The 24193-nt window shown below is 73.1% G+C and carries 26 protein-coding genes; 15 read left to right on the plus strand and 11 right to left on the minus strand.

The features are described from left to right. Positions 1-7: 7 nt before the first annotated feature. The 3 genes from A8711_RS10455 to A8711_RS10465 all read right to left on the minus strand — a co-directional run bounded on the left by A8711_RS10455 (position 8) and on the right by A8711_RS10465 (position 2436). Positions 8-661 carry an HAD family phosphatase gene (locus tag A8711_RS10455; RefSeq protein ID WP_069088082.1) on the minus strand — a complete coding sequence of 218 codons (654 nt, stop codon included), beginning with the start codon at positions 659-661 and terminating at the stop codon, positions 8-10. Between the two features lie 31 nt (positions 662-692). Continuing rightward, positions 693-1541 (minus strand): hypothetical protein, encoded by an 849-nt coding sequence (locus tag A8711_RS10460; RefSeq protein ID WP_176722788.1) that lies wholly within the window; start codon positions 1539-1541, stop codon positions 693-695. Positions 1542-1680: 139 nt separating this feature from the next. Continuing rightward, complete coding sequence (locus A8711_RS10465; RefSeq protein ID WP_069088084.1) at positions 1681-2436, minus strand: FKBP-type peptidyl-prolyl cis-trans isomerase; 756 nt, start codon at positions 2434-2436, stop codon at positions 1681-1683. A gap of 63 nt (positions 2437-2499) precedes the next feature. Between A8711_RS10465 and A8711_RS10470 the strand changes: the two genes are divergently transcribed. Then, positions 2500-2892 (plus strand): PPOX class F420-dependent oxidoreductase, encoded by a 393-nt coding sequence (locus A8711_RS10470; protein ID WP_043327192.1) that lies wholly within the window; start codon positions 2500-2502, stop codon positions 2890-2892. A gap of 50 nt (positions 2893-2942) precedes the next feature. Here the strand turns inward: A8711_RS10470 and A8711_RS10475 are convergent, their stop codons facing one another. Next, positions 2943-3962 (minus strand): Ku protein, encoded by a 1020-nt coding sequence (locus A8711_RS10475; RefSeq protein WP_043327190.1) that lies wholly within the window; start codon positions 3960-3962, stop codon positions 2943-2945. Between the two features lie 87 nt (positions 3963-4049). On the opposite strand from A8711_RS10475, the gene ligD (A8711_RS10480) reads away from it, so the two are divergent. The 6 genes from ligD (A8711_RS10480) to A8711_RS10505 all read left to right on the plus strand — a co-directional run bounded on the left by ligD (A8711_RS10480) (position 4050) and on the right by A8711_RS10505 (position 9249). Then, entirely contained in the window at positions 4050-4988 is a 939-nt protein-coding gene (gene ligD / locus A8711_RS10480) for a non-homologous end-joining DNA ligase (RefSeq protein ID WP_043327188.1), read from the plus strand. Further along, on the plus strand, positions 4978-5892 hold the full coding sequence (gene ligD / locus A8711_RS10485; protein WP_043327186.1) for a non-homologous end-joining DNA ligase: 915 nt from the start codon (positions 4978-4980) through the stop codon (positions 5890-5892). Before ligD (A8711_RS10480) ends, ligD (A8711_RS10485) begins: the two co-directional genes overlap by 11 nt. 77 nt (positions 5893-5969) lie before the next feature. Beyond that, the gene (locus A8711_RS10490) at positions 5970-6689 is read left to right on the plus strand and encodes a TIGR03089 family protein (RefSeq protein WP_069088085.1); all 720 of its coding nucleotides are present in this window, start codon (positions 5970-5972) and stop codon (positions 6687-6689) included. A gap of 434 nt (positions 6690-7123) precedes the next feature. Then, entirely contained in the window at positions 7124-7981 is an 858-nt protein-coding gene (locus A8711_RS10495) for a GNAT family N-acetyltransferase (protein WP_069088101.1), read from the plus strand. Next, positions 7974-8162, plus strand: a complete 189-nt coding sequence (locus A8711_RS10500) for a toxin-antitoxin system HicB family antitoxin (RefSeq protein WP_069088086.1) — start codon at positions 7974-7976, stop codon at positions 8160-8162. The genes A8711_RS10495 and A8711_RS10500 overlap by 8 nt, the downstream gene beginning before the upstream one ends. A gap of 139 nt (positions 8163-8301) precedes the next feature. Continuing rightward, the gene (locus tag A8711_RS10505) at positions 8302-9249 is read left to right on the plus strand and encodes a zinc metalloprotease (RefSeq protein WP_069088087.1); all 948 of its coding nucleotides are present in this window, start codon (positions 8302-8304) and stop codon (positions 9247-9249) included. A gap of 51 nt (positions 9250-9300) precedes the next feature. Here the strand turns inward: A8711_RS10505 and A8711_RS10510 are convergent, their stop codons facing one another. Then, positions 9301-10980 (minus strand): DNA repair helicase XPB, encoded by a 1680-nt coding sequence (locus A8711_RS10510; RefSeq protein ID WP_043327178.1) that lies wholly within the window; start codon positions 10978-10980, stop codon positions 9301-9303. 186 nt (positions 10981-11166) lie between these two features. On the opposite strand from A8711_RS10510, the gene A8711_RS10515 reads away from it, so the two are divergent. Then, the gene (locus A8711_RS10515; RefSeq protein WP_069088088.1) at positions 11167-12042 is read left to right on the plus strand and encodes a L,D-transpeptidase family protein; all 876 of its coding nucleotides are present in this window, start codon (positions 11167-11169) and stop codon (positions 12040-12042) included. Positions 12043-12167: 125 nt separating this feature from the next. Beyond that, positions 12168-12404, plus strand: a complete 237-nt coding sequence (locus A8711_RS10520; RefSeq protein WP_030503577.1) for a hypothetical protein — start codon at positions 12168-12170, stop codon at positions 12402-12404. Positions 12405-12408: 4 nt separating this feature from the next. On the opposite strand, the gene A8711_RS10525 is transcribed toward A8711_RS10520, so the two are convergent. Next, positions 12409-14871, minus strand: a complete 2463-nt coding sequence (locus A8711_RS10525) for a helicase-associated domain-containing protein (RefSeq protein WP_069088089.1) — start codon at positions 14869-14871, stop codon at positions 12409-12411. A gap of 37 nt (positions 14872-14908) precedes the next feature. On the opposite strand from A8711_RS10525, the gene A8711_RS10530 reads away from it, so the two are divergent. Next, on the plus strand, positions 14909-15532 hold the full coding sequence (locus tag A8711_RS10530) for an HAD family hydrolase (protein ID WP_030503575.1): 624 nt from the start codon (positions 14909-14911) through the stop codon (positions 15530-15532). 28 nt (positions 15533-15560) lie between these two features. Continuing rightward, complete coding sequence (locus A8711_RS10535) at positions 15561-15947, plus strand: cold-shock protein (protein ID WP_030503574.1); 387 nt, start codon at positions 15561-15563, stop codon at positions 15945-15947. Here the strand turns inward: A8711_RS10535 and A8711_RS10540 are convergent. Continuing rightward, on the minus strand, positions 15908-16738 hold the full coding sequence (locus A8711_RS10540) for a 1,4-dihydroxy-6-naphthoate synthase (RefSeq protein ID WP_069088090.1): 831 nt from the start codon (positions 16736-16738) through the stop codon (positions 15908-15910). The genes A8711_RS10535 and A8711_RS10540 overlap by 40 nt on opposite strands. Positions 16739-16772: 34 nt before the next feature. Next, a complete protein-coding gene (locus tag A8711_RS10545) occupies positions 16773-17483 on the minus strand; it encodes a TetR/AcrR family transcriptional regulator (RefSeq protein ID WP_069088091.1) in 711 nt (236 codons plus the stop codon). Positions 17484-17600: 117 nt separating this feature from the next. Here A8711_RS10545 and A8711_RS10550 point away from each other — a divergent pair, with 117 nt between their 5' ends. Further along, positions 17601-18584 (plus strand): NAD(P)-dependent alcohol dehydrogenase, encoded by a 984-nt coding sequence (locus tag A8711_RS10550; protein WP_069088092.1) that lies wholly within the window; start codon positions 17601-17603, stop codon positions 18582-18584. A gap of 56 nt (positions 18585-18640) precedes the next feature. On the opposite strand, the gene A8711_RS10555 is transcribed toward A8711_RS10550, so the two are convergent. Together A8711_RS10555 and A8711_RS10560 are read right to left on the minus strand one after the other, a co-directional pair. Beyond that, positions 18641-19318 (minus strand): futalosine hydrolase, encoded by a 678-nt coding sequence (locus tag A8711_RS10555; protein WP_069088093.1) that lies wholly within the window; start codon positions 19316-19318, stop codon positions 18641-18643. Next, positions 19315-20925, minus strand: a complete 1611-nt coding sequence (locus A8711_RS10560; RefSeq protein WP_069088094.1) for an MFS transporter — start codon at positions 20923-20925, stop codon at positions 19315-19317. The genes A8711_RS10555 and A8711_RS10560 overlap by 4 nt, the downstream gene beginning before the upstream one ends. An 87-nt stretch (positions 20926-21012) precedes the next feature. Between A8711_RS10560 and A8711_RS10565 the strand changes: the two genes are divergently transcribed. Continuing rightward, positions 21013-21852 carry a DUF3027 domain-containing protein gene (locus tag A8711_RS10565; RefSeq protein WP_043327164.1) on the plus strand — a complete coding sequence of 280 codons (840 nt, stop codon included), beginning with the start codon at positions 21013-21015 and terminating at the stop codon, positions 21850-21852. Positions 21853-21856: 4 nt separating this feature from the next. Here A8711_RS10565 and A8711_RS10570 read toward each other — a convergent pair whose 3' ends face one another. Beyond that, a complete protein-coding gene (locus tag A8711_RS10570; protein WP_030503567.1) occupies positions 21857-22120 on the minus strand; it encodes a DUF2530 domain-containing protein in 264 nt (87 codons plus the stop codon). Between the two features lie 92 nt (positions 22121-22212). On the opposite strand from A8711_RS10570, the gene A8711_RS10575 reads away from it, so the two are divergent. Together A8711_RS10575 and A8711_RS10580 are read left to right on the plus strand one after the other, a co-directional pair. Then, positions 22213-23694: an NCS2 family permease gene (locus A8711_RS10575; RefSeq protein ID WP_069088095.1), complete on the plus strand. Its 1482-nt coding sequence runs from the start codon at positions 22213-22215 to the stop codon at positions 23692-23694. A gap of 61 nt (positions 23695-23755) precedes the next feature. Then, positions 23756-24193 (plus strand): MarR family winged helix-turn-helix transcriptional regulator (locus A8711_RS10580; protein WP_176722786.1); only part of this gene is annotated, 438 nt, incomplete at its 3' end.

Raw genomic sequence — 24193 nt, forward strand, 5'->3', positions numbered from 1 at the left:
GGGTGGTTCAGTCGATCCCCGCCACCACAGCGGGCGTGAGCGCGCCGATCGAGGGGAGCAGCACGGTCGCGAGCGCCTCGGCGTCCGGATCGAGCGGGTACGACCCGTGCGGCACCGCCACCACCCGGCACCCGGCGGCAGCCGCCGAACGGACCCCGTTCGACGAGTCCTCCACGGCCACGCAGCGGGCCGGGTCGACGCCCAGCCGCCCGGCCACTGCGAGCCACACGTCCGGCGCGGGCTTGCCCCGGGCGGTCTCCTCCGTCGACAGCGTCGCGCCGAACGAGCCGGCCAGGCCCGTCGCGTCCAGCGCCGCCGCGATCAGCCGGGTCGGGGAGGAGCTGGCCAGCCCGAGCGGCCACCGCGCGGCGATGCGGCGCACGACCTCCTCCGCGCCGTCGATCACGGGTACGCGCTGCGCGTACCGGCGGGCCATCTCGGTCACCACCTCGGTGGCGACCTGCTCGGCCGACCTGTCGACGCCCAGCTCACCGCTGAGGTACTCGGCCCACTCGCCGGTGCTCATGCCCATCAGCCGGCGCTGCGTGTCCGGCTGCCAGGTGCCGCCGTGCTGCGCCACGTACGCGCGCCGGACCTCCTCCCAGACCGGCTCGGAGTCCACGATCACGCCGTCCAGGTCGAAGAGCACCGCGTCCACCATGCCGCCATCCTGCCCCAGCCGGCGGCCCGGCTCACCGTGGCAGCGCGGCTCCGACCGACCGCTGCGCCGGCAGGCCGATCGGCGCCTTGGCCGGGATGATCGTGCGGCAGCGGGTAGCGATCGGCTGCAGCAGGTCCCGCAGCCGGGCGGTACGTTCCGCGCCCAGCGCCCGCCACGGCCCGGCAGCGGCCCGGTCGGTGGCCTCCTCGACCGCGCGGAACGTCTCCGTGGCGTACGGCGTGGCCGTCCGGTCGGCGGTCAGCCAGCCCTTCTCCACCAGCCGCTCCTCGGCCGCGGCCCACTGCTCGTCGGTCCAGCCCCGGGCGGGCTGGTGGAACTCGCGGGACTGGTCGACCCGGCACCGCCAGGCCACCACCTCGGCCGGTTCCAGCCCGGTCGTCACCAGCGCCGCCACGTGGCCGTCACCGCGGTGCTCGCGCAGCGTGGTGGCGGCCTGCCAGAGCCGGGCCAGCGGGTACTCGCCCCGGGGCAGGGCGGCGTTCACCGCGCCGAGCACCCGCCCGGCCGTGTCCACCCGCCCGGCCGCCTCCTCCAGCAGGTCGGCGGCCTCGACCAGATGCGACTCGGGCAGCTCGTAGGTGAACTCGGCGAGCGCCTGCACACCACCGGTGAGCCGCGCCCGCAGCGCCTCCTCCGGGGTGGCCAGACGCCACACCGACGGCAGCGCGCGGGCCACCATGGCCGGCGCGAAGCTGAAGAACGCCGCGGTCACGGCGGGCGCGTCGACCGCGCCGAGCGGCGCGGCCCGCCCCGCGAAGTAGCCGCGCCAGTAGCCGCGCAGCCCGACCGCCTCGAACGCGGCGCGGGCCCGCGGGTGGAAGTAGGTCACCGCGTGGACCGGCTCGTACAGCGTCCACATCTGCCGGGTCGCCCCGGCCCCGTCCAGCGCCGCCACGTGCACCTCCGCGTCGGTGAGCAGATCACCGCGGACGGATGTGCCGCCCGCGGTGACCATGAACCTACTGCCGCAGGGTGACCGGACGGAAGCCTGGAGTGAGCTACTGCGCAGCCAGCACGTCGACGACGAAGCGCAGCGGCCCGGCCGGGCGGCCACCGGCGGCGTCGTTGCCGTACGCCAGATCGGCCGGCAGGTCCAGCTGCACCCGGCTGCCCACCGGCACGCCGACCAGGCCCTGGTCCCAGCCCTTGATGACCTGGCCCACGCCGATCTGGAAGGTGGCCGGCTGGCCGTTGTCCCAGGACGCGTCGAACTGCTTGCCGTCGGAGTAGAACACGCCCACGTAGTTGGTGGTGATGTTCTGCCCGGCCTTCACCGCCGGCCCGGTGCCCTTCACCAGCGTGGTGACGGTGAGCTTGGTCAGCTCGCCGGTGCCGGCCTGCACTGTCGGCTTGGTCTTCAGCGCCGGGTCGATGCCGGCGGGCAGCTCCGGAGCGGGCATCTCGGTGGGCTCGACCGGGGCGGTGGGGCTGGCCGAGGAGCCGACGGTGGCCGCCTTGTCGTCGTCCCCGCTGTTCAGCCAGACCAGGCCACCGACCAGGGCCACCACGGCGAGCACGCCGACAGCCGCGCCGAGCATCGACTGCCGGCGGCGACGCGCCTCGGCGGCCTTCTTCTCGGCCAGCTGGGCGGCCAGCCGCCGCCCTGCCTTGGTGGCCGGGGCGGCCTGGCCCTCCGACCGGTTCTCCACACGCTCGCTCACGTCGACTCCCTGCAGGGTGGGTGGGTGCGCCCCCGGCGGGCCGCCGCCGAGGCCAGCGCACACGGTACCCGCCCGGAGCCCCAGCGTGCCCATACGCCCGCACCGATCAGGACACGGAGACCGATACGGGGGCACCGCACAGGGTACGTTTCGGGCATGGCGATCCTCAGTGAAGAAGACCTGGCCCTGCTCGGCGAGCCGCAGCTCGCGCACGTGGCGACGATCGAGGCCGACGGCACCCCGCACGTCACCCCGGTCTGGGTCGACACCGACGGCGAGCACATCGTGTTCAACACGGCCAAGGGGCGGCAGAAGTACCTGAACATGGCCCGCAACCCGGTGGTCGCGGTGTCGGTGGCGGACAAGGCCGACGACTTCCGCACGCTCTGGATCAAGGGCACCGTCGAGTTCGTCACCGAGGGCGCCGACGAGCACATCGACCGGCTGGCGAAGAAGTACCTCGGCCAGGACACGTACCCGTGGCGGCGCCCCGGCGAGGAGCGCGTCATCGTCCGGGTCACCCCGACCGAGAAGCTCGGGCGAGGCTGAGCGGTCCGGCCCCGCCCTCCACCGAGGGCGGGGCCCCGGCCGTACGCGCGTCAGGCGCTCTTCTTCGCGGCGGCCTTCTTCGCCGTCGTCTTCTTGGCGGCGGTCTTCTTGGCCGGTTCGGTCTTCTTCTCCGCCGTCTTCTTCGCGGGGGTCTTCTTGGCGGCCGTCTTCTTCGCCGGCTCGGCCTTCTTCTCGGCCGGCTTCCGGGCCGGGGCCTTCTTCGCGGCCTTCTTCGCCGATCGGGCCGACGAGATCGGAGTCGGCTCGGCCCCACCGCCGGACGGCGCCTCGCCCCGGGCCGCCCGGGCCCGCTCCACGGATGCCTTCAGCGCGGCCATCAGGTCCACCGCGGCGGCCGGCGCGGCCTCTTCCTCCTCCGGCTGCACCACCTCGCGGCCCTCGACCTTCGCGTCGATGACCTCCTGCAACGCCGCCCGGTAGTCGTCGGTGAAGGCGTCCGGCTCGAACTCGCCGGCCATCGAGTCGATCAGTGAACTGGCCATCGCCAGCTCCGGCGGGCGTACCTTCAGGTCCTCGTCCAGGAAACCGAAGTCGGGCCGGCGGATCTCGTCCGGCCACAGCATGGTGTTGAGCAGCAGCACGCCCTCGCGGACCCGCAGCGTCGCGAGCTGCTCCCGCTGGCGCAGCGCCACCTTGACGATCGCCACCCGCTCCGAGTCGGACAGCGCGTCGCGCAGCAGCACGTACGGCTTCGTCGCCGAGCCCTCCGGCTCCAGGAAGTACGCCTTGTTGTAGAGGATCGGATCGACCTGCTCGGCCGGTACGAACTCCAGCACGTCGATCGCGTGCGACGTGCTCAACGGCAGGTCGGCGAAATCCTCGTCGGTGAGGATGACCATCTCGCCACCACCGATGTCGTACCCCTTGGCGATGTCGTCGTAGGTGACCTCCTCGCCGCAGACCGAGCAGGTGCGCTTGTAGCGGATCCGGCCGCCGTCCTCACGGTGCACCTGGTGGAAACGGATGTCCTTCTCCTCGGTGGCCGAGTAGACCTTCACCCCGATCGACACCAGGCCGAACGACACCGCTCCTTTCCAGATCGCCCGCATACCCGCGCTCCTCTCCCCGGTTGACCACCAGAATCGCAAACGATCGAACGGGACGCACGCGCTTCCGCACCCAACTACAGTCGGAACGTGCCCGGCGCGCCGTTGAAGCCGATGCTCGCGACGACCGGGCAGCTCCCGGCCGGCGCCGCCTGGTCGTACGAGTTCAAGTGGGACGGCGTCCGCGCGCTCGCCGACATCTCCCGCGGCGACCGGCACTTCTACGCCCGCTCCGGCGTCGAGATCACCACCGCGTACCCGGAACTGCTCAACCTGGCCGAGCAGGTCGGTGACGCGCTGCTCGACGGCGAGGTGGTCCTCTTCACCGACGGGCAGCCCTCGTTCACCGCGCTCGCCGAACGAATGCACGTGCGCAACCCGGCCAAGGCGGCTCGGCTGGCGGCGACCGTACCCGTCACGTACATGATCTTCGACCTGTTGCGGCTCGACGGCGAGGACCTGACCGCCCGGCCGTGGCGGGAGCGGCGGGCGGCGCTGGAGTCGCTCGGGCTCGGCGCCGCCCGGTGGGCGGTGCCGCCGGTCTTCGGCGACGGCCCGGCCACCTACGCGGCGGCCGGCGAGCACGGGCTGGAGGGGGTGATGGCCAAGCGGGTCGACTCGCTCTACCGGCCCGGCGTGCGCTCCCCGGACTGGGTGAAGGTCAAGCTGGAGGTCACCGGCGACTTCGTGGTCGGCGGCTGGCGGCCCGGCGCGCGGCGCGTCGGCGGTCTGCTCGTCGGCGTGCCCGGCCCGGACGGGCGGCTGATCTACCGGGGGCGGGTCGGCGGCGGGATCGGCGCGGCCATCGAACGGGAACTGCTGCGTGAGCTGGAACCGCTGCGGGCCACCGCGTCGCCGTTCGCCGCCGGGGTGCCGCGCGAGGATGCCCGCGGCGCGATCTGGGTAACTCCCCGGATCGTGGTGGAGGTCAAGTACGGCCAGCGCACGCCGGACGGGAGGCTGCGTTTCCCGCGCATCCTGCGCCTGCGCCCGGACAAGCCGCCCGAGGAGGTCGACGATGCCGGCTGACCGGCTCAAGGTCGAGGTCGAGGGGCGCTCGCTGGAGCTGTCCAACCTGGACAAGGTGCTGTTCCCGCAGGCCGGCTTCACCAAGGGCGAGGTGATCGACTACTACACCCGGATCGCCCCGGTGCTGCTGCCGCACCTGCACGACCGCGCGCTGACCCGGATCCGGTTTCCCAACGGCGTCGACGGCGGCTCGTTCTTCGAGAAGAACGCGCCCGCCGCGACGCCCGGCTGGGTACGCACCGAGAACCTGCCCGCCCCCGGCTCCACGAAGGGGCGGGAAACCATCGACTACGTGGTCTGCGACGAGCTGCCCACGCTGGTGTGGCTGGCCAACCTGGCCGCGTTGGAGCTGCACACTCCGCAGTGGAAGATCGGCGCGCACCCGGACATGATGGTGGTCGACCTGGATCCGGGCGCCCCGGCCGCGCTCAAGCAGTGCTGCCAGGTGGCGCTGCTGATGCGCGACCGGCTGGCTTCCGACGGGATCTCCTCGTTCCCGAAGACGTCCGGGAAGAAGGGCATGCAGCTGTGCTGCCCGATCGCCGGTACGCAGGACGCCGAGATCGTCTCCGACTACGCCAAGCGGATCGCGCAGGAACTGGAGCAGGCGCACCCGAAGCTGGTCGTGTCGAAGATGGCGAAGAACCTTCGGCCCGGCAAGGTCTTCATCGACTGGAGCCAGAACAACGCGGCGAAGACGACAGTGGCGCCGTACTCGCTGCGGGCCCAGCCGGTGCCGGCCGTGTCGACGCCGCTGACCTGGGACGAGGTGGAGGCCGGGGCGGCCGGGAAGCGGCCGTCGACGCGGCCGTACACCGCTGGGGAGGTGCTCAAGCGGGTGGAGAAGCAGGGCGACCTGCTGGCGCCGCTGCTCGACGGTGGTCCAGAGCTGCCCGTGCGCTGATCCGGGCTGCTTCGGTTGCTCCGGACGGGCGGCTCGGACGGTTAGGGTGAGCGGACCGGCAGACAGGAGTTTCGCGCATGGCCCACCAGGCAGCCGTCGCCGTCGCGCCCGACGCGGTCGGGTACCCGCTGCTCAGCTACCACGACGACGGGACGGGCGAACGCACCGACCTGACCGCCGCGCAGCTCGGCGAGTGGACGGCCCGCAGCGCCGGGCTGCTCCGCGACGGTTGCGGGCTGCGCCCCGGTGACCGGGTGGCGGTGCTGCTGCCGCCGCACTGGCGTACCGCGGCGGTGCTGCTCGGGGCCTGGTCGGTCGGGTTGACGGTGTCGTTCCGTCCCCGCGCGCTGGCTGGCCTGCCGGTGCTGGAACCGGGCGCGGACCGGCCGTACGACGCGGTGTTCGTGACCCCGGAACGCCTCGACGACTGGCTGGAGGGCGTGCCCGAGGGGACGCACCGCTACCTGGTGGGCACCGGTCCGGGGCCGCTCGGCGAGGTGCCGCCGGGCTGGCTGGACTGGTCGGCCGAGGTGCTGCGGCACCCCACCGATCCGCCGGACTACACGGCAGTCGACCCGTCCGGGCCGGCCACGGCGGACGGCACCAGCTTCGGGGCGTGGCGTCGCCTGGCCGCCGAGATCGCCACCCAGCTCGATCTGCACCCCGGCGACCGCCTCCGGGTGGACCCGACCGAGGACGAGCAGCCCCTGAAGTGGCTCTTGGCCCCCCTCTCCGCGGGCGCCACGGTCCTGATCCACGCCAACTCCGCCTCCGCATCCGCCTCCTCGCCTCGCTGATCTTGCAGTCGCGGCCCCTCGGGTGCCCGTTTTGCGGCTCTTGCCCGGGCCGCAACTGCATGATCAACGGCGTTCCTGGCGTTTCGCGTCGATCCACGCAGAGATCTTGGAAGGAAGCGGTCGTCATGAGGGCCCTCTCCTTCCAAGATCTCCGCGAGTCCCAGTGAGCGAAACGCTCGTCTCATGTTGCGGGCGCGCGGGGTAGTCGCGCACGGCCCTCTTCTGCGCTGCCCACGCGCTCGCGCCGATCTTGGAGTTGTGGTGCCTCGCGTAAGCCGCGAAGCGGGCATCTGAGGCGCCACAACTCCAAGATCGACGCGGGGGGTGGGTGGGTGGGTGGGTGGGTGGGGAATCCGGTTGACCGTGAGGGACGGGGTTTGGCCTACTGCGTCGGGGTGCCGGGCCGTGGGGTCGGGCGGGGGACGGGAGTGGGCGTGGGCGGGACGGGTGCGCTTGTGTGGCGGGAAGTCGGCGAGGACGACCTGCCCGCGTTGACCGGCCTGGCGCAGGCGTGCCTCGCCACTGACGGCGGGCTGCCGCTGTTCGGGCGTACCCCGCTGGTGCGGGCGCGGCTGCTTCAGGCGCGTACCCACGGGGCGTGGTCGGGTGACGACCTGGTAGCGGCCGTCGGGGTCGGCGCCGGGCGGACGCCGGCCACCGCCACCGGCCTGGTGCACCCGGCCTGGCGCGGGCGCGGGCTCGGCGGCGCGCTGCTCGACTGGGCCGAGAAGCACTCCGGCGACGGTGGGCTGCTGCTCACCACGGAGACGTGGAACGTAGGCGCGGAGGAGTTGGTCGCCAAGCGCGGCTACACGCGGACGTTCCTGGAGTGGGTGCTGCGGCACGACCTCGACGCGCTGCCCGAGGTCACCGCGCCGGACGGCGTCACAGTGGAGCCCGCCACGCTGGGGCCGGAGTTGTTCGCCACCTACCGCGCGTCGTTCGCCGACCGGCCCGGCTTCGTGAAGCCGGAGGCCGACGAGTGGCTGGGCGACCTGCGCGACGACGAGGACTTCCGGCCGGAGTTGACGCTGCTCGCGCGCGGCCCGGACGGCGTGGCGGCCGGATTCGTCACCGTGCTCGACAACTGGATCGACCAGGTCGGCGTCGTGCCGGACTGGCGCGGGCGGCGGGTCGGCGCGTACCTGGTGGCGCGCGTGCTGCGCGGCCTCGCCGACGCGGGCGCGGACGCCGCGTGGCTCTGCGTCAACGACGACAACCCGGCGGCCGGGCTGTACCGGCGGCTGGGCTTCCGCGACTTCGGCCGCCGCGCCCGCTACCTGCGTGGCTGACCCGGCGCGGGAGGCGATTCCTGCGCGGGCTGGCGGCGCTGAGCCGCTGTCCGAGCGCAGGTACTCGGGCAAGTTCAACCTGCGGGTCGGCGAGAGCCTGCACCGAGAGTTGGCCATCCACGCCGCCGAGGAAGGCATGAGCCTGAACCAGTACTTGCTGAGGAAGCTGAGCGCCGCCTGACCCGTCCGGAGCGGTCCCTGCCGGGGACTGTTGCCGATGCCCATTGACGTGGTCTTATGGCGGGACGACGACGTCATCGATCCGCAGCTTTGACAACCCCGCGTCGGTACTCCTTTCATGCCTTCCGAAAGGTGCAACGATGCACAGGAAACCGACGATTCACCTGGCAGTGCTCGTCGCTGCCGCCGCCACCTTCCTGACCGCCGGCGGAGCCCCCGTCGCGGCCACGGCCGCCTCTCCCGCCGCCGCCGAGTGCGAGCCGGGCGCGGACAACCACAGCGCCGCCCGGGTACGTGAGGGCGCCACCGCCAAGGAGCCCGCGCTCTACTCGACGAACGAGGCCAAGGCGTACGGCGTCATCAAGGACTCGCCGCGCCTCGCCAACGGCAGCGTCACCGTGCCGACGGTCTTCCACATGATCTCCGACCACGAGCTGAGCGCGGCCGAGAAGGCCCGCTGGAACACGCTCATCTCGGCGCAGATGACGGTGCTCAACGACTCGTTCGCGGGTCGTACCGCGGCCGACGCCTCGGACACGCCGTTCCGCTTCTCGCTGGTCGACACCACGTGGACCGTCAACAGCACCTGGTACACGGTGGTGCCGGGCAAGAACGAGCGGGACATGAAGAAGGCGCTCTACACCGGCGACTCCCGCACCCTGAACGTCTACGCGGCGAACATCGGTGACGGGCTGCTCGGCTGGGCGTACTTCCCGAAGGGCTACAACAACGGCCGCGACTACATCGACGGCGTGGTGATGCTGGACGAGTCGATGCCGGGCGGTACGGCCGGCAAGTACGCGCTCGGTGACACGCTCACGCACGAGGTGGGGCACTGGCTGATGCTGGAGCACACGTTCGCGCACGGCTGCTCCGCGTCCGGCGACTTCGTGGCGGACACGCCGCGTGAGGCGGCGCCGCAGTTCAACTGCCCGATCGGGGCGGACACCTGCACCGCGCCGGGGCTGGACCCGATCCACAACTTCATGGACTACACGCAGGACTCCTGCATGAACATGTTCACCCCGGGCCAGGCCGACCGGATGAGCGACGCCTGGGTCGCGTTCCGCGCCAGCGGCAAGGGCTGACCGCGAGACCGGGCGGGCCGCACCACGGCGGCCCGCCCGGCCGCGCGCCGGTCAGTCGACAGTCGGCAGCGTCGGCCCGAGCACGTCGTCGGCGTCCACGATGGTGTACGCGTACCCCTGCTCGGCCAGGAAGCGCTGCCGGTGCGCGGCGTACTCGGTGTCGATGGTGTCCCGGGAGACCACCGTGTAGAAGTGCGCCTGCCGCCCGTCGGCCTTCGGGCGCAGCACCCGCCCGAGCCGCTGCGCCTCCTCCTGCCGGGAGCCGAACGTGCCGGACACCTGGATCGCAACCGCCGCCTCGGGCAGGTCGATGGAGAAGTTGCCGACCTTCGAGAGCACCAGCGTCCGCAACGAGCCGGAGCGGAACGCGTCGAACAGCCGCTCGCGTTCCTTGTTCGTGGTGGAGCCCTGCACGATCGGCGCGTCGAGGTATTCGCCCAGCTGGTGCAGCTGGTCGAGGAACCCACCGATGACGAGGACCTGCTCGTCCGGGTGTCGGTCCACCAGGGCGCGGACCACCGGCAGCTTCGTGCGGGCGGTGGCCGCCATCCGGTAGCGCTCCTCGGCCTCCGCCGTCGCGTACGCCATGCGCTCGGCGTCGGTGAGCGTCACCCGTACCTCGGTGCACTCCGCCGGGGCGATCCAGCCCTGCTGCTCGATGTCCTTCCACGGCGCGTCGTACCGCTTCGGGCCGATCAGGCTGAACACGTCGCCCTCGCGGCCGTCCTCGCGTACCAGAGTCGCGGTGAGGCCGAGCCGGCGACGGGCCTGGAGGTCCGCCGTGAAGCGGAAGATCGGCGCGGGCAGCAGGTGCACCTCGTCGTAGACGACCAGGCCCCAGTCGCGGGCGCCGAACAGGTCCAGGTGGGTGAACGCGCCGCCGCGCCGCGAGGTGAGCACCTGGTACGTGGCGATGGTGACCGGGCGGATCTCCTTGCGCTCGCCCGAGTACTCGCCGATCTCCTCCTCGGTCAGCGACGTGCGGGCGATCAGCTCCCGCTTCCACTGCCGTCCCGCCACGGTGTTGGTGACCAGGATCAGCGTGGTCGCCTTCGCCTCGGCCATGGCCGCCGCGCCGACCAGCGTCTTGCCGGCGCCACAGGGCAGCACCACCACGCCGGAGCCGCCGGCCCAGAACGCCTCGACGGCTTCCCGCTGGTACGACCGCAGCGTCCACGGCTTGCCGCCGTCCTTGCCGGCCTCGGCCAGCTCGATCGGGTGCGCCTCGCCGTCCACGTACCCGGCCAGGTCCTCGGCCGGCCAGCCCAGCTTGAGCAGCGCCTGCTTGAGCCGGCCCCGCTCGGACGGGTGCACCGCGATGGTGTCGTCGTCGAGCTTCGCGCCGAGCATGCCGGCGAGCTTCTTGCTCTTGGCGACCTCGATCAGCACCACCCGGTCCAGCGCGCGCAGCACCAGGCCGTGCACCGGGTCGTTGGCGAGCTGGAGCCGGCCGTACCGGTCCATCGTCTCGGCCACGTCGACCAGCAGCGCGTGCGGCACCGGGTAGCGGGAGTACTTGATCAGCGAGTCGACCACGCCCTCGGCGTCGTGGCCGGCGGCCCGCGCGTTCCACAGGCCCAGCGGCGTCAGCCGGTACGTGTGCACGTGCTCGGGGGAGCGTTCCAGCTCGGCGAAGGGCGCGATGGCCATCCGGCACGCCTGCGCGTCGGGGTGGTCGATCTCCAGTAGGAGCGTCTTGTCCGACTGAACGATCAGTGGTCCACCGCTCACGCCAGCGTCCTCTCGCATCGCCCGGAACCCCGCTGCCCGGAACCCCGCCGCACCCCGGCTGACCTGCCGGAGGCCGACCAACCAGTGTTGCACGCCGGAGGGCTGCGTAAAAAAGTCCGGCTGGACAGGCAACGTCATACTCGTCCCACACGTCTAGCAAGCGGGACGACTGTCCAGGGAGGGCCCATGCAGCGTGTCCGGTTTCTCGCCCGGGTCACCGCCCTGGCGGTGGTCGTGCTGGTCGGTGTCGGCGCCTGCGCGCTCGATCCGCAGGCGGACGGCGCCGGGGGGAGCACCCCCGGCCCGGTCGGGCTGACGGAGGGAGCATCGGGGGCGAGCGCGTCGCCCACGCCGGAGCAGCCGGTCACGTCCCCGTCGGCGCAGCCGAGCCGGACGGCCTCGCCGAAACCCTCCCGATCGCCGGAGGCGACGAAGACGACGAAACCCAAGCCGAAGCCGAGCGCGTCCGCCGGGTGCCCGCAGGGCGAGCACCAGCGGGCCGTGGAGACGTACCTGACCCGGCTGGGCGGCTTCGGGACGCTGACCGTGGACGGCGAGCAGTCCGCCGCCGACTGCGCCGCGATCAAGAAGTTCCAGGTCCGGTACGGCATCAGCCCGTCCTCGGGTCGCGCCGGCCCCACCACGTACGACGTGGCGAAGCGGCTGGCCGCCACCGACACCGCGCGGTGCAAGGCCGGTTCCCGGCTGACGTTCTGCGTCGACCTGACCCGGCAGACGGTCTGGGCGATGCGCGGCGGCGAGGTGGTGATGGGCCCGACAGTGACCCGCACCGGCATGTCCGGCTACGCCACCCCGGCCGGCACGTACTCGGTGGGGCGGAAGAACCCGCGCGAGTGGTCCAACCCGTACGAGGTGTGGCTGCCGTACTGGCAGCAGTTCAACGGCGGGATCGGCTTCCACGAGACCACGACGTACCTGCACAACGGCGCGATCGGCTCGCACGGCTGCGTGAACCTGCTGCACCGCGACGCGGTACGCCTGTGGGAGCTGGGTTCGGTCGGCACCCGCGTGGTGGTGATCGGCCGCCGCCCCGGCACCTGAACCGGCCCGGAACCCGCCCTCACCCGTGACCGGACGGCCCGGATCAGGGTTTTAACCCCTGTCCGCCCGGTCCGGCAGGTGCCACTCTGGAAGCCGGGTCCAAGCCGGGACGGGGAGGGACTGCCATGACCGTTGACCAGGACGTGCTTCCCGACGAGGAGCGGACGCAGCAGCAGGAGGTGCCCACGGCGGTCCTGTTCGGCTACGCGGCCGCCGCCGTCGGGGTGTTCGGCTGGTTCCTGTTCGGGCTGCTGGTGCAGCAGCAGGGCTTCGTGGACTCGGTCGGCGAGTCGGCCGGCGCGGCGTTCGCGTTGCTGCTGGCCGTGTCGGTGGTGGGCACGTTGCGCCGCAACGGGGAGTGACGCCTCACTCCTCCAGCACGGCCGCGGTGATCCGGTGCAGCGCGAACGTGTGCAGCATCTCCGTCCGGTCGTCCTCGGCGCGCAGGTAGCCGGCGCCGATAGACACCGGCCGGACCAGCCGGGACGCGGTCGCCCCGTGCGCGTCGACGTAGCCGACCCAGACCAGTGCCTTGTCCCGTACCGCCTGCTGAAGCACCGCCAGCGCGTCACCGTGACCGGGCACCGGGGCGGGACCGCCCGCCGCCGCGCCGCCCCGGACCACCGCCGGGGCCCGCCGCGCCGCCCGGGCCGCCGCGTCGCCCCGGCGGATCTGCTCCACCACGCCGAGCAGACGGGGCATCGGCAGCTTCGGCGTGGCGAGCGGGTCCACCGCGCGGCCGATCCCGGTACGGGCCGGCGCCCGCCGGGTCTTCGGCCGGGCCAGCACCGTCGCTCCGCTGGCGTCCTCGGGCACCGGGGCGTACCCGGCGTCGCGCAACGCGGTGAGCATCCGGTTGACCTGGTACGGCGTGACCAGCACGGTGGGTGCGAGCCGGCGGAACGCCAGCGGCTCCAGGCGCCGGTCGGCCTGCACCTCGGTGAGCAGCGCCTCGTCGTCGCTGCGCACGTATGCGCCGGACGACCCGACGCGCAGCCCGCCGTGCTTACGGGCCACGTCGTCGACCAGATAGGTCAGGCCCTGCGGCACCGGGGTACGGGACCGGCGGCGGAACAGCGCGTGCAGGTCCTCCGCGGTGTAGCCGGCGTCCAGCGCCCGCCGGATGCTGCCCGTGGTGACCCGGTGCACGCTCGCACCGCCCGCCGACTCGTGCTCGGCCACCACGTCCAGTTCGGCGGCGAGCGCCGGGTCGGGCGGGCCGGGCACCACCACTGTCAGGTCGGCCTGCACCAGCACGTGGTCGACCGGGGCGGGCAGCAGCCCGTCCAGCGCGCGGACGGTGGTCGACGGGTCGCCCGACTCGGCGTCGGAGCGCAGCCCGAGCGGGTCGTCGCCGCGTTCGTCGGCGTCGGTCAGCTCGGCGAGCAGCAGCCGCCCGTACGTGGTGAGCGCGCCGAGCCCGGTCACGCCCAGCGAGGCCGCCTCGGCCAGCACCTCCCGGTGCGCCGTCTCCCGCCCCCGGGCCCGCCGGGGCGCGCGCCAGTCCAGCAGTTCCAGCACTTCGTCCGGGGTGGGCGCGGTGCCGGCCGGCAGGTCGGCGAGCACGGCGAGCACCGCACGTCGGGCGGCCGGCGCGCCGGCTCGTTCCGCCTCGGCGGAGAGCACCGAGATGGGCCGGTCCCGGTCGTCGCGCTGCCCGATCAGGCCGGCCTGGCGGGGCATCGACATCCAGGCGCGGGCGAGCTGCTCCCAGCGCTGGGCCAGCGACGCCGCGCGCCACACCTCGTACCCGCCGGTGGGCAGGATCTGCTGGTCGCCGCCGTAGCGGGTGGTGGCCGCGCCGGTCAGTTCCATCTCACCGGTCAGCCCGGCCGCGTACGCGACCTCGAACAGCAGCGCGGTGGTCGTCTCGTCCAGCCCGAGTCCACGGGCGAGCCGGCGCAGGTCGCGGACGCCGACGCCGCCGGAGCGCAGCACCGGGGCCGGCTCCACGATCAGCGCCTCCAGCAGCGCCTCGGTGTGCCGGACCACCTCCATGGTCTGCCCGGCCCCGGCCGAGTCGACGGACTTGACCTCGCGGGGCGGGCCGGACACCACGGGTGGGCTGGTGCGCAGCGGGCCGAGCGGGCCGGAGTCGCGGCGCAGCACCAGCCCCACCTCGCGGGGTAGCTCGACGGTGCCGTTGCGGCCGCCGGACATCCGCACCAGCAGCCGGTGCTCGACCAGCCAGCGGATCGGGGACCCGGTCGGCGCGCCGCCGTTTACCAGGTCTGGCGGGAGCACGTCCTCGGCGCCGGTCGCGGGGGCCTCCAACGCGCCCGGCGCGACGGTGCCGACCGGCGGTCCGGCGGCGAGCCGGTCCAGGACGGCGCGGGCCGAGGGCGGGGCGGACAGCAGCGTCCGCCGCAGCTTCGCCGGGTCCGCGCAGAGGGCCGCCACGCGCGGGTCCAGCTCCGCCGCCGGCCGGCCCAGCCCCGCCGGGTACGGGGACACCTCGTCGATGCCCCCGGCCACGCACAGGTCGTGCTCGGGGCCGTACAGCAGGAACCGGGCCCGGAGCCGGTCGACGGCGGCGCGGACCGCGGTGGGCGCGGGGGGCCGTGGCCCGGCGGTGGCCATGGCCAGGATCTGGTCGGTGGAGGTGGCGCCCTCGGGGCCGCGGGTGAGGCGGGCGGCGTCGAGGATCTGGAGGGTGAACTGGTCCAGCCCGTCGAGCGCCCGGGCCACGGAGACCCGGGACTGGGCGCGCAGGGCGAGGGCGGACACGTCGGCCGGCACCGGTACGACGAGGTCCGGCCGCAGCTGGAGCAGCGCGGCGAGGGACTCGTCGGGGAGGGCCCGCAGGTGGTCGGCGAGTGAGGTGGTCATCGTCGTACCACGCTAGCCCGCTGGGTAGGTTCTCGGCATGCCTCCGCTGATGGTCGGCTTCGACCTCGACATGACACTGGTCGACTCCCGCCCCGGGATCGCCGCCGCGTTCCGGGCGCTCACCGCGCGGACCGGCGTGCACGTGGACGGGGATCTGGCGGTGTCGCGGCTGGGCCCGCCGCTGCGCACCGAGCTGGCGCACTGGTTCCCGCCGGAGCGCATCGAGGAGGCGGTGACGCTCTACCGGGAGTTGTATCCGGCGTACGCGATCACTCCGACCGTGCCGATGCCGGGTGCGGAGGCCGCGCTGCGCGCGGTGCAGGCGCGCGGCGGCCGGACGATGGTGGTGACCGCGAAGATCGGCCGGCTGGCGAAGCTGCACCTGGACCACCTCGGGCTGCCGGTGGACGAGCTGGCCGGGGACGTGTTCGCCGAGCAGAAGGCGGTCGCGTTGCGCGAGCACGGCGCGACGCTCTACGTGGGTGACCATGTGGCCGACATGGCCGCCGCGCGAGCTGCGGGAATCCCAGGCGTGGCAGTGGCGACCGGCCCGTGCTCGGCCGACGAATTGACCGAGGCCGGGGCGTACCTGGTGCTTGATGATCTCGTCGAATTCCCGAGGGCGCTGGACCGGATCATCGGGCTAGCCTTGGAGGGGTAGACGGTTCGAGTGGAGCGGGGTTCAACAGGTGCCGACGGGTCGAGTGAAGTGGTACGACGCCGCCAAGGGGTACGGGTTCGTCACCAGTGACGAGGGTGGCGACGTGTTCCTGCCGAAGGGCGCGCTACCGGCGGGTGTCGCCGACCTGAAGGGTGGCCAGCGGGTCGATTTCAGCGTCGTGGACAGCCGGCGGGGCGCCCAGGCGATGGGGGTCAAGCTGCTGGAGGCGCCGCCTTCGGTGGCGGAGCTGCGCCGCCGGCCGGCCGAGGAACTGCACGGCCTGGTCGAAGACATGATCAAGGTGCTGGAGGCGAAGGTCCAGCCGGACCTGCGCCGGGGTCGCTTCCCGGATCGGAAGACCTCCCAGAAGATCGCTCAGCTGGTCCACGCGGTGGCGCGCGAGCTGGAGGTCTGAGGGACGAGCCCGGCGTCGGCGGCCCGGCCCAGCAGCGCCTCCACGGCGGCGAAGCCGGCCTCACCCAGGTCGGCGGTGAACTCGTTGACGTAGAGGCCGATGTGCCGGTCCACCACGTCGGGCTCCATCTCCTGCGCGTGCGTGAGGACGTACTCGCGGCTCGCAGCCGGGTCGGCCCACGCCTGGCGTACCGACTCGCGGATCCAGGCGGCGGCCACGGCCGGGTCGACAGCGCCCCGGCGGGCCAGGATCGCGCCCAGCGGGATCGGCAGCCCGGTGTCGCCCTCCCACCACTCGCCCAGGTCGACGAGCGCGGTCAGCCCGTGCCGCGGGTAGGTGAAGCGCGCCTCGTGGATCACCAGGCCGGCGTCGTACCGGCCGGCGGCCACGCCCGGCATGATCTCGTGGAACGGCACCACCTCGATGCGCGCCGGCGCCTGGTCGGCCGCCCAGAGCCGGAACAGCAGGTACGCGGTGGTCCGCTCGCCGGGCACCGCCACCGTCGCGCCGGACAGGTCGGTCCGGTCGCCGCGGGTCAGCACCAGCGGGCCGCAGCCCCGGCCGAGCGCGCCGCCGCAGGGCAGCAGGTGGTAGTCGTCCAGCAGCCAGGGCAGCGCCGCGTAGCTGACCTTCACCAGGTCGAACGCGCCCCGCTCGGCGGCCGTGTTGGTCACGTCGACGTCCGCGTAGGTCACCTCGACCGGCGGCGCGCCGGGCACCCGGCCGTGCACCAGGGCGTCGAAGACGAACGTGTCGTTGGGGCAGGGGGAGATCGCCAGGGAGAGCGCCACGTCCCCACCGTAACCCCGGGGGCCGGGCCGCCCGTCACAGCGTCCGGTGTGACGTCCAGCCGTTCCGGTGCAGCCGTTCGATGCCGTCGAGCAGCAGGTCCAGCGCGAACTCGAACTCGAACTGGTCGTCGCAGCCCGGCCCGACGACCGAGTCGCCGTCGTGCGACGCCGCGGTGGCGATCGCCGCGAGGTTGGGGAACCGGGCGGCCATCTCCGGCGGCAGGTCGGCCGGTGGCTCGGGCACTGTAGCGCCGGACCGGCCGGCCTGCCGGGTGGCGTCGAACAGTTCCTGGCTGAAGCCCAGCAGCCGGCTGCCCATCGCGTGCATCACGTGGTGGGCGAGGTCGGTGGAGAACCCTCCGGCGCGGAGCGCCCCGACCGTCGAGTCCAGGTACGCCAGCACGGCCGGCGTCGCAGTGCTGCGGGACTCGATCGCCAGCGGCGCCCAGGGGTGGCGCAGCAGCACCTGTCGCGCCGAGAGGATGCGCCGCCGGATCGCCTGCTTCCAGTCGCCGGGCTCCGGCGGATCGATCTCCGCGACCACGACGTCGATCATGCCGTCGACCAGTTCGTCCTTGTTCGCCACGTGCTTGTAGAGCGCCATCGGCACGACGCCCAGGTCTTGGGCGAGGTTGCGCATGCTGAGCGACTCGATGCCGGTCCCGTCGGCGAGCGCGACGGCGGCACGCAGGATCCGGTCCCTGCTCAGCGGTGCCCGGCGCACCTTCTCCGCCTGCTTCGGCATGTGGTTCCTCGCCTTCCCGGGGGCGGTTGTCACAGTATCCGCCTTGACTGGTGTACGGCGTACACCTAGCCTGGTCCCATCGAGGTGTACGCCGTACACCTGGGAGGGAGCGGGACCATGAGAGCGATCGTCCAGGACCGGTACGGCCCACCCGAGACACTCGCGCTGGCCGACGTCGACACGCCCGTACCCGCCGCCGACGAGGTGCTGGTCCGGGTCGAGGCGGCCGCGCTCAACGCGTACGACTGGCACGTCATGCGCGGCGATCCCCGGCTGTCGCGGCTGGCGCTCGGCCTCACGCGGCCCCGGGCGCGCATCCGTGGCCGCGACGTGGCCGGGCGGGTCGAGGCCGTCGGCGCCGGGGTACGGCAGATACGTCCCGGCGACGCCGTCTTCGCCGACCTCGGCGAGGCCGACGGCGCGTTCGCCGAGTACGTGTGCGTACCCGAACGCCTGGTCGCGCCCCGGCCGGCGAACCTGTCCCCGGAGCAGGCCGCCGCCCTGCCGCTCGCGGGCGTCACCGCGTTCCAGGGGCTGCGCGACGCCGGGCAGGTCCGGCCCGGCCACCGGGTCCTGATCAACGGGGCGTCCGGCGGCGTCGGCACGCTCGCCGTCCAGCTGGCCAAGGCGCTCGGCGCGACGGTGACGGGCGTGTGCCGCACCCGCAACGTCGACCTGGTCCGTTCGCTCGGCGCCGACCACGTGGTCGACTACACCCGCGACGACTTCACCCGCGCCGGGTGCCGGTACGACGTGGTGTTCGACCTGGTCGGCAACCGTTCGCTGCGCGCGCTGCGGCGCGCGTTGACGCCGACCGGGACGCTCGTGCTCTCCGGCGGCGGCGTCTACCGCGGCGGCAGCCTCATCGGACCGGTCGGGCTGCTCGCCCGCGGACGGCTGACGGCGCCCTTCGTCCGGCAGCGCATCGTCGCGCTCGCCACCTCACCCGGCCGGGCGCACCTGGACGCGCTCCGCGAGCACGCCGAGGCCGGCCGGCTCACCGTGGCCATCGACCGTACCTATTCGCTCCACGAGGTGCCCGACGCCATCCGCTACCTCGAAACCGAGCACGCGCGGGCGAAGGTCGTCGTCACCATCTGAGGCCGTCGTCCCCAGCCCGGCGAGTTGTCCACAGGGTTGTCCACAGGTGGACAAGATCAGTGGAGGGCGGCTGCGGCGCTGGTCAGCGCGGCGAACGCCTCGCGCATGCGCCACGCGCTCCGGTCGCGCGGACCGATCGGGTTGGAGACCGTACGCAGCTCGGCGAAGGGCACACCGGCCTGGGCGGCGGCGACCGCCACGCCGTACCCCTCCATGGCCTCGGCCACCGCGTCCGGGTGCCGTTGCGCGAGCGCCGCCGTGCTCGCGGCGGTGCCGGTCACCGTGCTCACGGTGAGTACCGTGCCGACAGCCGCCCCCGGCAGGGCGGCCCGCAGCCCGGCCAGCAGGCCCGGATCGGCGGGCACGATCCGGCCGCCGCCCAGCAGCTCGGGGGGCATCCCCAGGTCCTCGACCGGGATGAACCCGCCGGGTGACTCGGCGCCCAGGTCGGCGGCGACACTGCGGTCGGCGAGCACCGTGCCGCCCACCGCGACCCGGCCGACGAAGCCACCGGCGATGCCGGCGCTGACCACCGCCCGGTACGGCCGCCCGGCCGCCTCGGCCAGCGCCAGCAGCCGTGCCGTGGCGGCAGCGGCGACAGCCGGGCCGACACCGACCGGCAGCACCGTCACGTCCGGCGGTGCCGTCCCGTCCGGCGCGGCGGATGCGGTCAGGCCGGCGCGGATCGCCTCGGCCTCGGCGGGTACCGCCGTGACCACGAGCAGCCCGGTCACGCCACCGGCCCCCGGGGGTCGCGCCGCTCGGTGTCCTCGACGCCGGAACCGCCCACCGATGAGGAGGGCCGGTAGATGTGGAAGCCGGGCGGCGCGAGCCCGTCGTCCTCCGGCGGGCCGGCACGCTGAGGCGCCGGTGACGTGGGCGCCGGGTCGTCGAACGAGGTGGTGGCCGGTTCCGCGGCCCGGGTGGCCTGCTCCGCCGCCAGTTCCTCGTCGCCGAGCGGCCGGCCGACCAGGTGCTCACCCCGCAGCTTGCCGGCGACCAGCACGCCGCGTACGGCCACCAGCGCGGCCACCACGGCGGCGACGGTCACCCCGATCAGCCCGGTGAACGGCACCAGCCCGAGCCCGCCCCCGGCTACGAACGCGAGCATCAGCGCGGTCTCCGAGTGCGCGAACGAACTGGCCCGCAGCCGCTCCGGGATGCGTTCCTGGATCGAGGCGTCCACCGTCAGCTTGGCGATCCCGCTCATCATCGCCGCCACCAGGCAGAGCAGCGCCACCATGGGCAGGGAGAACTTCAGCGCGGCGAGCACCGCCACGCCGGCCACCACTATCGTGCCGCTGGACTGGAGCGCGGTCGGCCGGTGGATGCGCAGCCGGGTGCCGATCGCGGTGGCCAGGAACGTGCCGACGGCCAGCGCGCCGCCGACCAGGCCCAGCGCGCCCTGGGCGCCGAGGTCACGGCCGAAGAAATCGGTGGTCAGGTCGCCGGCCTTGATGGCGAAGGCCAGGAAGAGCAGCAGGAAGCCGTAGAGCCCGCGCAGCGCCGCCGCGCCGATCAGCGTGGCGATCACCAGGCGGCCGGCCGGGCGGCCCCGGCCCAGCGGGCGCTCGCCATCACGGCGGCGCATCGCGCGCAGCGGGTGCGGCATCCGCTCCGGCGGCTCGGAGTCGGCCTTCGGCGGCAGCCGCAGGGAGATCACCATGCCGACCAGGAAGATCACCGACGCGACCCGCAGCGGCCACTGCGGCCCGAACCAGAACGCGGCCAGCCCGATCGGCGCGACGAGCGCGCCCGCCACCGTGCCGTAGACGCTCGCCCGCGCCCCGACCTGGGACAGTCCCAGGCCCTCGGGCAGCAGCCGGGGGACCGCTGCCGAGCGGGCCACGCCGTACGCCCGGGAGAGCGCGAGCACGCCGAACGCCGCCGGGTAGAGCCCGAAGCCGCCGATGTAGTCGGAGATCAGCCAGGCCAGGAACGCGCGGCCGAGCATGGTGGTGGCCAGCGCGTACCGCCGGCCGTGGCGGAAGTGGTCGAGCAGCGGGCCGACCACCGGGGCGAGCATGGCGAACGGGACCATGGTCACCAGCAGGTAGAGGGCGACCTTGTTGCGTGCCTCGCCCAGCGGCACGTCGAAGAAGATCGTCCCGRCCAGGCCGATGGCGATGAGCGTGTCGCCGGCGCAGGAGAGGGCGTGCAGGTCGAACAGCCGGACCATGCCCACCTCGTTGCCGGCGCTGCGGGCCCGGGCGGTGCCGGCGCGGCGGGTCATCCAGCGCCCGCCGTGCAGAGACCCGCGCAACAGCAGCCGGGTGGCGCGGATGCCGGTGCCGACGGTCCGCCCCAGAAAGGAGCGGCCGGAGCGGGAGGACAGCGCCATGCGTCCCATCCTCGCCCATTCGATCCACGCGCGCCGCATCACCCGCGGAGAACGACTCCGGGGAGTGCCTGTCACCCGTGGACCGGCATGGGGAACAATGGTCCGGTGACCAGGCCCGCCTCCGCCCGCGCTCCCCGGCTCGACCAGGTCTGCGCCGCCGCCGTCGAGGTGGCCCGCGACGCCATCACCGAGGTGGAGCCGACAGACATCGGCGACCATCTCCAGGCCGTCGCCGAGGGCGACCGGGTCGTCACCCACTACTTCGAATGCCGGATGGCCGGTTACCGCGGCTGGCGCTGGGCCGTCACGGTGACCCGGGTGCCGCGCAGCCGGCACGTCACCATCTGCGAGACGGTGCTGCTGCCCGGCCCGGACGCGCTGCTCGCCCCGGGCTGGTTGCCCTGGCAGGAGCGGCTCAAGCCGGGCGACCTGGGCCCGGGCGACCTGCTGCCCACCCCGGCCGACGACGAGCGGCTCGCGCCCGGCTACCTGCTCTCCGACGACCCGGCGGTCGAGGAGACCGCCTGGGAGCTGGGGCTGGGCCGGGCCCGGGTGCTGTCCCGGGAGGGGCGCGCCGAGACCGCCCAGCGCTGGTACGACGGTGACCACGGCCCGGACGCCGCGATCTCGACGGCCGCGCCGGCCGCCGCCCGCTGCGGCACCTGCGGTTTCTACCTGCCGCTGGCCGGGGCGCTGCGACTGGCCTTCGGCGCGTGCGGCAACTTCTACGCGCCCGACGACGGCCGGGTGGTCAGCGCCGACCACGGGTGCGGCGCGCACTCGGAGACGCTTGTGGAGACGCCCGAGACGCCGGTCGAGGAGCTGCCCACCGTCTACGACGACAGCGCGGTCGAGGCCATGACGGTCAGCCGGGCCCCCGGGTCGGTCGAGGCGTCCGAGCCGGCGGAGCCGTACGGCCACCCCTGACCGGTCAGCGCGGCCGCTGCGCGGCGGCCGCGCGTCGGCGACGCCGGTTGGCGTCGTGCCGCATCATCACCGCCAGGCCGGGAAAGCCCCACAGAAAACCGGCCAGGCAGGTCCAGAGCCAGTTCTGACGCCCGGACTCGGTGAGCCAGTCCCGGAAGAAGATCAGTAGCACCAGACCGGCCACCGCCCAGGCGATCAGCCCGGCGACGGCGAACGGCACCATCGGCGGGTCGAGCGGCTCCGGCCGCGGCTGTTGCTCCTGTGACACCGGCCCAGCCTACGTGATCGTTCTTCCCTGCCCGCCAGGTGATCTGGGACGATGCGCGCGACAAAACCCGGCCGATGACCAGATGAGGAACCATGTCCATTGCTCCACCGCCGGATCACGGCACTCCGCCCGATCCCGCGCATCCACGTAACGCCTTCGACCGCTTCTTCCTGATCTCGGCACGCGGGTCCACGCTGAGCCGGGAGCTTCGGGGCGGTTTCGCCACGTTCTTCACGATGGCGTACATCGTGGTGTTGAACCCGCTGATCCTCGGCAGCGGGAAGGACGGCGACGGCCGTTCGCTGGCCATTCCGGCGCTCGCCGCGGCGACCGCGCTGGTCGCCGGCCTGATGACCATCCTGATGGGCGTGGTGGCCCGGTTCCCGATCGCGCTCGCGGCCGGCCTGGGTGTGAACGCGCTCGTCGCGTACGAGATCGCGCCCCAGATGACCTGGGCGGACGCGATGGGCCTGGTGGTCATCGAGGGTGTGCTGATCGGCATCCTGGTGCTCACCGGACTGCGTACCGCGGTGTTCCGGTCGGTGCCGACGCAGCTCAAGACCGCGATCGGCGTCGGCATCGGTCTGTTCCTGACCATCATCGGCCTGGTCGACGCCGGGTTCGTCCGGCGTGTGCCGGACGCGGCGAACTCCACCGTGCCGGTCGGGCTGGGCATCAACGGCAAGATCGTCAGCTGGCCGATGCTGGTCTTCGTGGTCGGCCTGCTGATCACGCTGGTCCTGGTGGTACGCCGGGTCCGGGGCGCGATCCTGATCGGCATCCTCGCCTCCACCGTGCTGGCCATCGTGGTCGAGGCGATCGCCAACGTCGGCCCGTCCTTCGTCGACGGCAAGCCGAACCCGAAGGGCTGGGCGCTGAACGTGCCCGAGCTGCCGAAGCAGATCGTGGACGTGCCCGACCTGTCGTTGCTGGGCCAGTTCAACGTGCTGAACTCGTGGAGCCGGGTCGGCTGGCTGGTGCCGCTGATGTTCATCTTCACGCTGCTGATCACGGACTTCTTCGACACCATGGGCACGATGGTCGCGATCGGCCAGGAAGGGGACATGCTCGACGAGACGGGCACCCCGCCGAAGGCCAAGGAGATCCTGCTCGTCGACTCGATCGCCGCCGCGGCCGGTGGCGCCGCCTCGGTGTCCAGCAACACGTCGTACATCGAGAGCGCCGCAGGTGTCGCGGAGGGCGCCCGGACCGGCGTGGCCAACCTGGTCACCGGCAGCCTGTTCCTGCTGGCCATGTTCCTCGCGCCGCTGTCGTTGATCGTGCCGTTCGAGGCCGCGTCGACGGCCCTGGTGGTGGTCGGCTTCCTGATGATGACGGCGGTCCGCACGATCGACTGGACCGACTACGAGATCGCCATCCCGGCGTTCCTCACCATCGCGCTGATGCCGTTCACCTATTCGATCTCCAACGGCATCGGGGCCGGCGTGATCAGCTTCGTGCTGCTGAAGGTGGCGAAGGGTAAGGCCCGGGAGGTCCACCCGCTCCTGTACGGGGTCGCCGCGCTGTTCATCGTGTACTTCCTGCGCGGGCCGGTCGAGTCCGTGTTGCTCTGACGCTGGTGAGCCTGGTCATAACGCGTGTCGTTAGCCAGGCTCATTAGTTAAGCTAACTACCGTGACGGAGCGGACGGTGACGGCGAAACGCGTGCCACCGGCGCAGCTGGCCCCTCAGCTGCGAGATGCGATCACCCGGCTCAACCGGCGGGTCCGACAGGCCCGGCCGGTCGGCGACCTCACAGTCACCCAGCTGTCGGCGCTCACCAGCCTCAACCTGGCGGGCGCCCTCACACCACGGGAACTCGCTGATGTCGAACGGGTGCAGCCGCCCACGATGACGAAGATCGTCGCGAAGCTGGAGGAGCGGGGCCTCGTGCAACGCACCCCCCACCCGACCGACGGACGGCAGGTCATCCTGGCGGCTACCGAAGGGGGACGGGCCGTACTCGACCAGTTCGAGCGGGCCCGCAACGAGTGGCTGGCCACCCGGCTGGCCGAGCTCACCGAGGACGAACGCGAAACGCTACGGCGCGCCGCGGACATCCTCCAGGGCATC

The organism is Micromonospora sp. II (assembly GCF_001709195.1).
Classification (GTDB): Bacteria; Actinomycetota; Actinomycetes; order Mycobacteriales; family Micromonosporaceae; genus Micromonospora; species Micromonospora chalcea.

Bases quoted from the DNA above. Each gene is read 5' to 3' on its own strand.
- A8711_RS10455 (WP_069088082.1), bottom strand. From the start codon at position 661: ATGGTGGACGCGGTGCTCTTCGACCTGGACGGCGTGATCGTGGACTCC.
- A8711_RS10460 (WP_176722788.1), bottom strand. From the start codon at position 1,541: ATGTGGACGCTGTACGAGCCGGTCCACGCGGTGACCTACTTCCACCCG.
- A8711_RS10465 (WP_069088084.1), bottom strand. From the start codon at position 2,436: ATGGGCACGCTGGGGCTCCGGGCGGGTACCGTGTGCGCTGGCCTCGGC.
- A8711_RS10470 (WP_043327192.1), top strand. From the start codon at position 2,500: ATGGCGATCCTCAGTGAAGAAGACCTGGCCCTGCTCGGCGAGCCGCAG.
- A8711_RS10475 (WP_043327190.1), bottom strand. From the start codon at position 3,962: ATGCGGGCGATCTGGAAAGGAGCGGTGTCGTTCGGCCTGGTGTCGATC.
- ligD (WP_043327186.1), top strand. From the start codon at position 4,978: ATGCCGGCTGACCGGCTCAAGGTCGAGGTCGAGGGGCGCTCGCTGGAG.
- A8711_RS10490 (WP_069088085.1), top strand. From the start codon at position 5,970: ATGGCCCACCAGGCAGCCGTCGCCGTCGCGCCCGACGCGGTCGGGTAC.
- A8711_RS10505 (WP_069088087.1), top strand. From the start codon at position 8,302: ATGCACAGGAAACCGACGATTCACCTGGCAGTGCTCGTCGCTGCCGCC.
- A8711_RS10515 (WP_069088088.1), top strand. From the start codon at position 11,167: ATGCAGCGTGTCCGGTTTCTCGCCCGGGTCACCGCCCTGGCGGTGGTC.
- A8711_RS10520 (WP_030503577.1), top strand. From the start codon at position 12,168: ATGACCGTTGACCAGGACGTGCTTCCCGACGAGGAGCGGACGCAGCAG.
- A8711_RS10525 (WP_069088089.1), bottom strand. From the start codon at position 14,871: ATGACCACCTCACTCGCCGACCACCTGCGGGCCCTCCCCGACGAGTCC.
- A8711_RS10530 (WP_030503575.1), top strand. From the start codon at position 14,909: ATGCCTCCGCTGATGGTCGGCTTCGACCTCGACATGACACTGGTCGAC.
- A8711_RS10545 (WP_069088091.1), bottom strand. From the start codon at position 17,483: ATGCCGAAGCAGGCGGAGAAGGTGCGCCGGGCACCGCTGAGCAGGGAC.
- A8711_RS10550 (WP_069088092.1), top strand. From the start codon at position 17,601: ATGAGAGCGATCGTCCAGGACCGGTACGGCCCACCCGAGACACTCGCG.
- A8711_RS10565 (WP_043327164.1), top strand. From the start codon at position 21,013: ATGGGGAACAATGGTCCGGTGACCAGGCCCGCCTCCGCCCGCGCTCCC.
- A8711_RS10575 (WP_069088095.1), top strand. From the start codon at position 22,213: ATGTCCATTGCTCCACCGCCGGATCACGGCACTCCGCCCGATCCCGCG.